We start from the raw sequence: 8,653 nt of genomic DNA, 5'->3' as shown, positions 1-8,653 counted from the left end.
TTAACCTTCTATTATTTAAGGGTTAATTAATACCTTCATATTTATTATCACTAATGGAAATTAAATAAACATTTGTTAAACTTATAAACGTCAGCTAGCACAAGGGAGAATAAAATGAGCATTATTAAAGAGTTTCGCGAATTCGCGATGCGAGGAAATGTTGTCGATTTGGCAGTGGGTGTCATTATTGGTGCAGCGTTTGGTAAGATCGTGTCGTCTTTAGTGGCGGACATTATCATGCCACCGCTGGGGCTATTAATTGGTGGGATTGATTTCAAACAGTTTGCCGTCACGCTACGTGATGCGCAGGGTGATATCCCTGCCGTTGTGATGCATTACGGGGTGTTCATCCAGAATGTGTTTGATTTTATTATTGTTGCCTTCGCCATCTTTATGGCGATTAAGCTGATGAATAAACTCAATCGTAAGAAAGAAGAACCTGCGGCCGCGCCGGCGCCAACAAAAGAAGAAGTGCTGCTATCCGAAATTCGCGATCTGCTGAAAGAACAAAACAACCGTTCTTAATCAGGCTACAGAAAGCAGAAAGCCAGTGGTAAAAAAGCGTATCGCTTGTTTGCCACTGGCCTCCCGACCATATTGTTTACCGTGTTTTTCCTTCCGTAAATAGCTACCTTTCCCTTTCTTATTTTTCTCAACGCGCTGACGAAACAGCGGGTCATGCAACAGCGCCTCGATGGCATTATCTTTTATCTGCCCCTTCGTATGCTGATAGCGGCTCATAACGATCTCCTGATTAGGTTAATGATACGCGGCGAGTGTAGACCTCATTGTGTAAAAATTCAACGGCGATTTTACGATGCACCGGCCCCCTGCTCGAGGATCCCAAGTATCGAACAAAACTCACTGCTGTGAGCTGTTCCACAACAAGCATCATTGAGCTGTTTTAGCGCACGCTGCATCGACTGAAGTTCTTCAATGCGCGACTCAACTTCACTAAGCCGGGCCTGGACGATGCTTTTTGATTCCTGACAGGTATGGTGCTCCGGATCCACACGGATCGAAAGCAGCTCACGGATCGACTCCAGAGTAAAACCAAGCTGGCGAGCGTAACGAATAAACTTCAGACGCTGAAGATCGTCCGCGGTGTACAGGCGAAAGCCGCCTTCGGTACGCACGTCATGACTCATCATCTGCTGCTTTTCATAATAACGGACGGTGTCAGGAGTGACTCCAGCCAGTTTAGACAGTTCGCCAATCCGGTACATCGCTACTCCTCGTTGATTTTTTGCATCAGTTTTTCAGCATAATCGCCGCGCAGAAAGTCAGTATTGATACCGGCCTGTTGGAGTTTGAGCTCCAACAGCGTTAATCGACGACTTAGTTCCTGGTAGCGAACGTCTTCACGGCGAATACCTTTCAGGATATCCGCCAGCGCTATCGCCTCTTTACGTTGTTCAAGCTCTGGTGGCAGGCATCCGGCATTCTTTAATAGCCGGTAACCAGAGCGTAGCTCTTCAGGAACAGCGGAGTCATCATCAAGCACGAGTGGCTCGCCCTGCCCCGGAAGATTGTCAAACTCACCTCGGCGCAGTGCGTCGGTAATATGACGCTCAGCCCACTGGTCCAGTAACCACATGACAACACTCCGCTGAATTGAACAGAAAGAATACGGCTATTGTAGATAGGATGGGGGAAGAGGGGATATAAAAAAACCCGCCGAGGCGGGTTTTTTTATTTTACTGCAAATTACTCTGCAGCTGCTTCTGCTTTCGGCTCAGCACGATCAACCAGCTCGATGTATGCCATCGGCGCGTTGTCGCCTGCACGGAAGCCACACTTCAGAATGCGAGTGTAACCACCGGTACGGCTCGCGAAACGCGGGCCCAGCTCGTTAAACAGTTTTGCCACGATCTCGTTATCACGAGTACGGGCGAATGCCAGACGACGATTAGCAACGCTATCAGTCTTGGCAAGAGTAATCAGCGGCTCAACTACGCGACGCAGTTCTTTCGCTTTAGGCAGGGTCGTCTTGATGATTTCATGACGAACCAGTGAACCTGCCATGTTGCGGAACATAGCCTGGCGATGGCTGCTGTTGCGGTTCAGTTGACGACCACTCTTACGATGGCGCATGACCTTATCCTTCTCAGTAAAACCTTAACCTGTGATCCGGTTACTCGTCAGCAATGCTTGCCGGCGGCCAGTTTTCCAGGCGCATGCCCAGAGACAGACCACGGGAAGCCAGCACGTCTTTAATCTCGGTAAGAGATTTTTTACCCAGGTTAGGCGTCTTAAGAAGCTCAACCTCGGTACGCTGTACCAGATCACCGATATAGTGGATAGCTTCTGCCTTGAGGCAGTTAGCAGAGCGGACAGTCAATTCCAGATCGTCAACAGGGCGCAGCAGGATCGGATCGAATTCTGGTTTCTCTTCTTTCACTTCCGGCTGACGTACATCACGTAAGTCAACGAAAGCTTCCAGTTGTTCTGCCAGGATGGTTGCCGCACGACGAATCGCCTCTTCAGGATCGATTGTGCCGTTGGTTTCCATTTCGATGACCAGCTTGTCCAGGTCGGTACGCTGTTCTACACGCGCTGCTTCAACATTGTAGGCAATACGCTCTACAGGGCTGTAGCAGGCGTCGACCAACAGACGGCCGATCGGGCGCTCATCTTCTTCCGAATGAATTCGGGCAGAAGCCGGCACATAACCGCGACCGCGCTGAACTTTGATACGCATGCTGATAGCTGCGTTCTCATCGGTCAGGTGGCAGATCACGTGCTGCGGCTTGACGATTTCGACATCCCCATCATGGGTGATATCGGCTGCAGTCACAGGGCCAATGCCAGATTTATTCAAGGTAAGAATAACTTCATCTTTACCCTGAACTCTCACCGCCAGCCCTTTCAGGTTGAGCAGGATTTCAAGGATATCTTCCTGAACGCCTTCTTTGGTGCTGTACTCATGAAGTACACCATCAATCTCAACCTCGGTCACCGCGCAACCCGGCATCGATGAGAGCAGAATACGGCGCAGTGCGTTACCCAGAGTATGGCCAAAGCCACGCTCTAAAGGCTCAAGGGTCACCTTGGCGTGCGTCGAACTCACTTGCTCGATATCTACCAGGCGCGGTTTTAGAAACTCTGTCACAGAACCCTGCATTGTGTCCTCTCTTTGGTACTAAGCTTTACTTGGAGTAAAGCTCGACGATCAGGTGTTCGTTAATGTCCGCAGACAGATCAGAACGCTCAGGCTGACGCTTGAACGTGCCTTCCATCTTGCCAGCATCAACTTCCAGCCAGGTTGGCTTTTCACGCTGTTCAGCCAGCTCCAGAGCGGCTTTAACGCGAGATTGCTTTTTCGCTTTCTCACGGATGCTAACAACGTCATTCGCTTTAACCTGATAAGAAGCGATGTTAACAACACGACCGTTTACCATGATTGCTTTATGGCTAACCAGCTGGCGTGCTTCAGCACGAGTGGCGCCAAAGCCCATACGGTATACTACGTTGTCCAGACGACCTTCCAGCAGAGCCAACAGGTTTTCACCGGTGTTGCCTTTCAGACGTGCTGCTTCTTTGTAATAGTTACGGAACTGACGCTCCAGCACGCCGTAAATACGACGAACTTTCTGCTTTTCACGCAACTGCACACCATAGTCAGACAGACGCGGTTTACGCGCACCGTGCTGGCCAGGAGCTTGTTCAATTTTACACTTGGTATCGATCGCGCGAACGCCAGACTTAAGGAATAAGTCGGTGCCCTCACGACGGCTCAGCTTGAGCTTAGGACCCAAATATCTTGCCATTTTCTTTCTCCAACAAACCTGGAAAACGAAGCGTTATACGCGACGTTTCTTCGGCGGACGACAACCGTTATGAGGGATCGGAGTCACATCAGTAATGTTAGTGATGCGGAAACCAGCGGCGTTCAGAGCACGAATAGTAGATTCGCGGCCTGGACCCGGACCTTTAACCATAACTTCCAGATTCTTGATGCCGTATTCTTTAACGGCGTCAGCGCAACGCTCTGCTGCAACCTGAGCTGCAAACGGAGTGGATTTACGCGAACCACGGAAACCGGAACCACCGGCTGTTGCCCAACCCAGCGCGTTACCCTGACGATCGGTAATGGTAACGATGGTGTTGTTGAAAGAAGCATGGATATGAGCCACGCCGTCAGAGACTTGCTTTCTTACACGTTTACGTGCACGAATTGGTGCCTTTGCCATTATTCAATCACCCCGATTATTTCTTGATCGGTTTGCGCGGACCCTTACGGGTACGTGCGTTGGTCTTAGTACGCTGACCGCGCACTGGCAGACCACGACGATGACGCAAACCGCGATAGCAACCAAGATCCATCAGGCGCTTGATGCTCATGCTAATTTCACGGCGCAGATCACCTTCAACGACAAATTTGGCAACTTCGTCACGCAGCGTGTCGATTTGTCCTTCAGACAGCTCACTGATCTTAACATTTTCAGCGATACCCGCAGCAGCCAGGATGGCTTTAGAACGGGTCTTGCCGACGCCGTAGATCGAGGTTAACGCGATCACAGCATGTTTCTGATCAGGAATGTTAATGCCTGCTATACGGGCCACTATGCACTCCTACTATTTAATATGTACGCACCATGCTGAAAAGCCCGTTTTCAGGATACTCAAATGGAAACGTACAGACATACAAAAGATTGGCTGGCTAATCTAGCCAGCTCAACCCAACTTTGCAAGAAAAATATGCGAAAAAATCAGCCTTGGCGCTGTTTATGCTTCGGCTCGGCACTGCAAATCACACGGATGACACCATCACGCTTAACGATTTTGCAGTTACGGCATAATTTCTTGACGGAAGCACGAACTTTCATTTTTACTCTCCGTAACTTCTCAGACGACCATTTAGCGGCCGTAGCCTTTCAGGTTCGCCTTCTTCAATGCAGACTCGTACTGACTTGACATCATCAGAGTTTGCACTTGAGCCATAAAGTCCATAATCACGACAACAACGATCAGTAGCGATGTCCCACCGAAGTAGAACGGCACTTTCATTGCATCACGCATGAACTCCGGGATCAGGCAGATAAAAGTAATATACAGTGCACCAACGAGTGTCAGGCGAGTCATTACTTTATCGATATACTTCGCCGTTTGCTCTCCCGGACGAATTCCTGGTACAAATGCACCGGACTTCTTCAGGTTATCTGCTGTTTCACGCGGGTTGAAGACCAACGCCGTGTAGAAGAAACAGAAGAAGATGATTGCAGACGCATAGAGTAACACATAAAGCGGTTGCCCAGGCTGCAAATACAGCGAAATTGTTGTCAGCCAGTTCCAACCGGTACCGCCCCCGAACCATGACGCGATGGTCGCCGGGAACAGAATAATACTGGAAGCGAAGATTGCCGGGATTACCCCCGCCATATTCACTTTCAGCGGTAAATGTGTGCTCTGTGCAGCATAGACACGACGACCTTGCTGACGTTTCGCGTAGTTTACCACAATGCGGCGTTGACCACGCTCAACAAATACAACAAAGAACGTCACTGCAAACACTAATACTGCAACCAACAGCAACAGGAGGAAGTGCAGGTCGCCTTGACGCGCTTGCTCGATAGTATGGGCAATGGCTGGCGGGAGTCCCGCAACGATACCAGCGAAGATGATGATCGAGATACCGTTACCGATACCACGTTCAGTGATCTGTTCGCCGAGCCACATCAGGAACATTGTCCCTGTAACCAGACTCACAACAGCGGTGAAATAGAATGCAAAGCCTGGATTGATTACCAGGCCCTGCATACCAGGCATATTCGGCAGACCGGTAGCAATACCGATCGACTGGAATATCGCCAGCACCAGAGTACCGTAGCGGGTGTACTGGCTGATCTTACGACGACCAGACTCCCCTTCTTTCTTAATTTCCGCCAGCGTTGGGTGAACCACCGTCAGCAGCTGGATAATGATCGACGCCGAAATATACGGCATGATCCCCAGAGCAAAGATAGAAGCACGGCTGAGAGCACCACCAGAGAACATGTTAAACATCTCAATGATGGTGCCTCGCTGTTGCTCAAGCAGTTTGGCAAGTACAGCGGCATCAATACCAGGGATCGGAATAAAAGAGCCAATACGGAACACAATAAGCGCACCGATTACAAACAGCAGTCTGCGTTTCAGCTCGCCTAAGCCACCTTTGGCACTTTGAAAATCTAATCCCGGTTGTTTAGCCATCTGCTACTTATTCCTCGATTTTACCGCCAGCAGCTTCGATAGCAGCACGAGCGCCTTTAGTAACACGCAGGCCACGAACAGTTACCGGAGTAGAAACTTCGCCAGCCAGGATCACTTTCGCGAACTCAATCTGGACACCGATAATGTTAGCTGCTTTCAGCGTGTTCAGGTCAACAATACCGCCTTCCACTTTCGCCAGGTCAGACAGACGGACTTCCGCTGTGATCGCTGCTTTGCGAGAAGTGAAGCCGAATTTCGGCAGACGACGGTACAGAGGCATCTGACCACCCTCGAAACCACGACGTACGCCACCGCCAGAACGAGACTTCTGACCTTTGTGACCACGACCGCCGGTTTTACCGAGGCCAGAACCGATACCACGACCCAGACGGCGACCCGCCTTTTTAGAGCCTTCGGCCGGAGACAGAGTATTTAAACGCATCTCTTACTCCTCAACTTTAACCATGAAGTAAACCGCGTTGACCATACCACGAACAGCAGGAGTATCCTCGCGTTCTACGGTGTGACCAATACGACGCAGACCCAGGCCAAGCAGCGTTGCCTTGTGTTTCGGCAGACGACCGATTGCACTGCGGGTTTGAGTAATTTTAATAGTCTTTGCCATGGTTTATTTCCCCAGAATTTCTTCAACGGATTTACCACGCTTGGCAGCGACCATTTCCGGAGATTTCATATTTTCCAGGCCATCGATAGTTGCACGAACCACGTTGATCGGGTTAGTGGAACCATACGCTTTAGCCAGAACGTTACGAACCCCAGCGACTTCCAGAACGGCGCGCATTGCACCACCGGCGATGATACCGGTACCTTCGGAAGCCGGCTGCATGAATACACGAGAACCCGTGTGAGTACCCTTAACCGGGTGCTGCAGGGTGCCAGTATTCAGCGCGACGTTAATCATATTGCGACGGGCTTTTTCCATCGCTTTCTGGATCGCTGCTGGAACTTCACGCGCTTTACCGTAACCAAAACCAACGCGACCGTTACCATCGCCTACTACAGTCAGAGCTGTGAAGGAGAAAATACGACCACCTTTAACGGTTTTAGATACGCGGTTTACCGCGATCAGCTTTTCCTGCAGTTCGCCAGCTTGTTTTTCGATGTGAGCCATCTTACACCTCTACCTTAGAACTGAAGGCCAGCTTCACGGGCAGCATCTGCCAGTGCCTGGACACGACCATGATATTGGAACCCGGAACGGTCAAAGGACACATCTTTGATGCCTTTTTCCAGAGCGCGTTCAGCGACAGCTTTACCCACAGCTGCTGCAGCGTCTTTGTTACCGGTGTACTTCAGTTGTTCAGCGATAGCTTTTTCTACAGTAGAAGCAGCTACCAGAACTTCGGAACCGTTCGGTGCAATGACCTGTGCGTAAATATGACGCGGGGTACGATGTACCACCAGGCGAGTTGCACCCAGCTCCTGGAGCTTGCGGCGTGCGCGGGTCGCACGACGGATACGAGCAGATTTCTTATCCATAGTGTTACCTTACTTCTTCTTAGCCTCTTTGGTACGCACGACTTCGTCGGCGTAACGAACACCCTTGCCTTTATAAGGCTCAGGACGACGGTAGGCGCGCAGATCCGCTGCTACCTGGCCGATTACCTGCTTATCAGCGCCTTTCAGCACGATTTCAGTTTGAGTCGGACATTCAGCAGTAATACCTGCCGGCAGCTGATGCTCAACCGGGTGAGAGAAACCTAAAGACAGGTTTACCACGTTCCCTTTGACCGCTGCACGATAACCTACACCAACCAGCTGTAACTTCTTAGTGAAGCCTTCGGTAACACCGATAACCATTGCGTTCAGCAGGGCACGCGCGGTACCAGCCTGAGCCCAACCGTCTACGTAACCATCACGCGGACCGAAAGTCAGAGCATTATCTGCATGTTTAACGTCAACAGCATCGTTGAGAGTACGAGTCAGCTCGCCGTTTTTACCTTTGATCGTAATAACCTGACCGTTGATTTTTACATCAACGCCGGCAGGAACAACGACCGGTGCTTTAGCAACACGAGACATTTTTTCCTCCGATTAGGCTACGTAGCAGATAATTTCGCCACCAAGACCAGCCTGGCGCGCTGCACGATCAGTCATAACACCTTTAGAGGTAGAAACAACCGCGATACCCATGCCAGCCATAACCTTCGGCAGCTCGTCTTTACGCTTATAAATGCGCAGACCTGGGCGACTAACACGCTGAATGCTTTCTACAACAGCTTTACCCTGGAAATACTTAAGAGTCAGTTCCAGTTCCGGCTTGGTGTCGCCTTCAACTTTAAAATCTTCAATAAAACCTTCTTCCTTCAGCACGTTGGCAATTGCCACTTTCAGCTTGGAGGAAGGCATGGTGACCGCAGCTTTATTCGCGGCCTGACCGTTACGGATACGGGTCAGCATATCCGCGATCGGATCTTGCATGCTCATCTGTCTTTACTCC

Annotated in this window: 16 protein-coding genes and 1 pseudogene; 1 reads left to right on the top strand and 16 read right to left on the bottom strand. The window is 50.4% G+C overall.

Features of this window, described 5'->3' with window-relative positions; translation table 11 throughout:
- The first annotated feature begins 114 nt into the window (after positions 1-114).
- Entirely contained in the window at positions 115-525 is a 411-nt protein-coding gene (gene mscL / locus ABTW00_RS02285; RefSeq protein WP_064541658.1) for a large-conductance mechanosensitive channel protein MscL, read from the top strand.
- Here the strand turns inward: mscL and ABTW00_RS02280 are convergent.
- The 16 genes and pseudogenes from ABTW00_RS02280 to rpsH form a co-directional block, all read right to left on the bottom strand.
- Positions 419-741 (bottom strand): annotated as a pseudogene (locus tag ABTW00_RS02280) (alternative ribosome-rescue factor A). The gene mscL and the pseudogene ABTW00_RS02280 overlap by 107 nt on opposite strands.
- Before the next feature lie 71 nt (positions 742-812).
- On the bottom strand, positions 813-1,226 hold the full coding sequence (zntR, locus tag ABTW00_RS02275) for a Zn(2+)-responsive transcriptional regulator (protein WP_064541652.1): 414 nt from the start codon (positions 1,224-1,226) through the stop codon (positions 813-815).
- Between the two features lie 2 nt (positions 1,227-1,228).
- The gene (locus ABTW00_RS02270) at positions 1,229-1,597 is read right to left on the bottom strand and encodes a DUF1992 domain-containing protein (protein ID WP_065358278.1); all 369 of its coding nucleotides are present in this window, start codon (positions 1,595-1,597) and stop codon (positions 1,229-1,231) included.
- A 110-nt stretch (positions 1,598-1,707) separates the two neighbouring features.
- Positions 1,708-2,094, bottom strand: coding sequence for a 50S ribosomal protein L17 (gene rplQ, locus ABTW00_RS02265; protein ID WP_064541646.1), 387 nt, complete (start codon positions 2,092-2,094; stop codon positions 1,708-1,710).
- Between the two features lie 40 nt (positions 2,095-2,134).
- Positions 2,135-3,124 carry a DNA-directed RNA polymerase subunit alpha gene (locus ABTW00_RS02260; RefSeq protein WP_002919219.1) on the bottom strand — a complete coding sequence of 330 codons (990 nt, stop codon included), beginning with the start codon at positions 3,122-3,124 and terminating at the stop codon, positions 2,135-2,137.
- 25 nt (positions 3,125-3,149) lie between these two features.
- The gene (rpsD, locus tag ABTW00_RS02255) at positions 3,150-3,770 is read right to left on the bottom strand and encodes a 30S ribosomal protein S4 (RefSeq protein ID WP_038158499.1); all 621 of its coding nucleotides are present in this window, start codon (positions 3,768-3,770) and stop codon (positions 3,150-3,152) included.
- 33 nt (positions 3,771-3,803) lie between these two features.
- Positions 3,804-4,193, bottom strand: coding sequence for a 30S ribosomal protein S11 (gene rpsK / locus ABTW00_RS02250; protein ID WP_001029684.1), 390 nt, complete (start codon positions 4,191-4,193; stop codon positions 3,804-3,806).
- 16 nt (positions 4,194-4,209) lie between these two features.
- Positions 4,210-4,566, bottom strand: a complete 357-nt coding sequence (rpsM, locus tag ABTW00_RS02245) for a 30S ribosomal protein S13 (RefSeq protein WP_013364454.1) — start codon at positions 4,564-4,566, stop codon at positions 4,210-4,212.
- Positions 4,567-4,712: 146 nt separating this feature from the next.
- Positions 4,713-4,829, bottom strand: a complete 117-nt coding sequence (gene rpmJ, locus ABTW00_RS02240; protein WP_000868187.1) for a 50S ribosomal protein L36 — start codon at positions 4,827-4,829, stop codon at positions 4,713-4,715.
- Positions 4,830-4,860: 31 nt separating this feature from the next.
- Positions 4,861-6,192: a preprotein translocase subunit SecY gene (secY, locus tag ABTW00_RS02235; protein WP_015962746.1), complete on the bottom strand. Its 1,332-nt coding sequence runs from the start codon at positions 6,190-6,192 to the stop codon at positions 4,861-4,863.
- 7 nt (positions 6,193-6,199) lie between these two features.
- Positions 6,200-6,634, bottom strand: coding sequence for a 50S ribosomal protein L15 (gene rplO, locus ABTW00_RS02230; RefSeq protein ID WP_064541643.1), 435 nt, complete (start codon positions 6,632-6,634; stop codon positions 6,200-6,202).
- A 3-nt stretch (positions 6,635-6,637) separates the two neighbouring features.
- A complete protein-coding gene (gene rpmD / locus ABTW00_RS02225; protein ID WP_003863301.1) occupies positions 6,638-6,817 on the bottom strand; it encodes a 50S ribosomal protein L30 in 180 nt (59 codons plus the stop codon).
- Positions 6,818-6,820: 3 nt separating this feature from the next.
- A complete protein-coding gene (rpsE, locus tag ABTW00_RS02220) occupies positions 6,821-7,324 on the bottom strand; it encodes a 30S ribosomal protein S5 (RefSeq protein WP_015962744.1) in 504 nt (167 codons plus the stop codon).
- Between the two features lie 14 nt (positions 7,325-7,338).
- A complete protein-coding gene (gene rplR / locus ABTW00_RS02215; protein ID WP_000358960.1) occupies positions 7,339-7,692 on the bottom strand; it encodes a 50S ribosomal protein L18 in 354 nt (117 codons plus the stop codon).
- Between the two features lie 9 nt (positions 7,693-7,701).
- Positions 7,702-8,235: a 50S ribosomal protein L6 gene (gene rplF / locus ABTW00_RS02210; protein WP_064541640.1), complete on the bottom strand. Its 534-nt coding sequence runs from the start codon at positions 8,233-8,235 to the stop codon at positions 7,702-7,704.
- A 12-nt stretch (positions 8,236-8,247) separates the two neighbouring features.
- Complete coding sequence (rpsH, locus tag ABTW00_RS02205; RefSeq protein WP_003031127.1) at positions 8,248-8,640, bottom strand: 30S ribosomal protein S8; 393 nt, start codon at positions 8,638-8,640, stop codon at positions 8,248-8,250.
- Between the last annotated feature and the right edge of the window lie 13 nt (positions 8,641-8,653).

The organism is Kluyvera georgiana, from assembly GCF_050990895.1.
Taxonomy (GTDB): Bacteria; Pseudomonadota; Gammaproteobacteria; order Enterobacterales; family Enterobacteriaceae; genus Kluyvera; species Kluyvera georgiana.
This window is presented reverse-complemented; position numbering and strand designations above follow the sequence as displayed.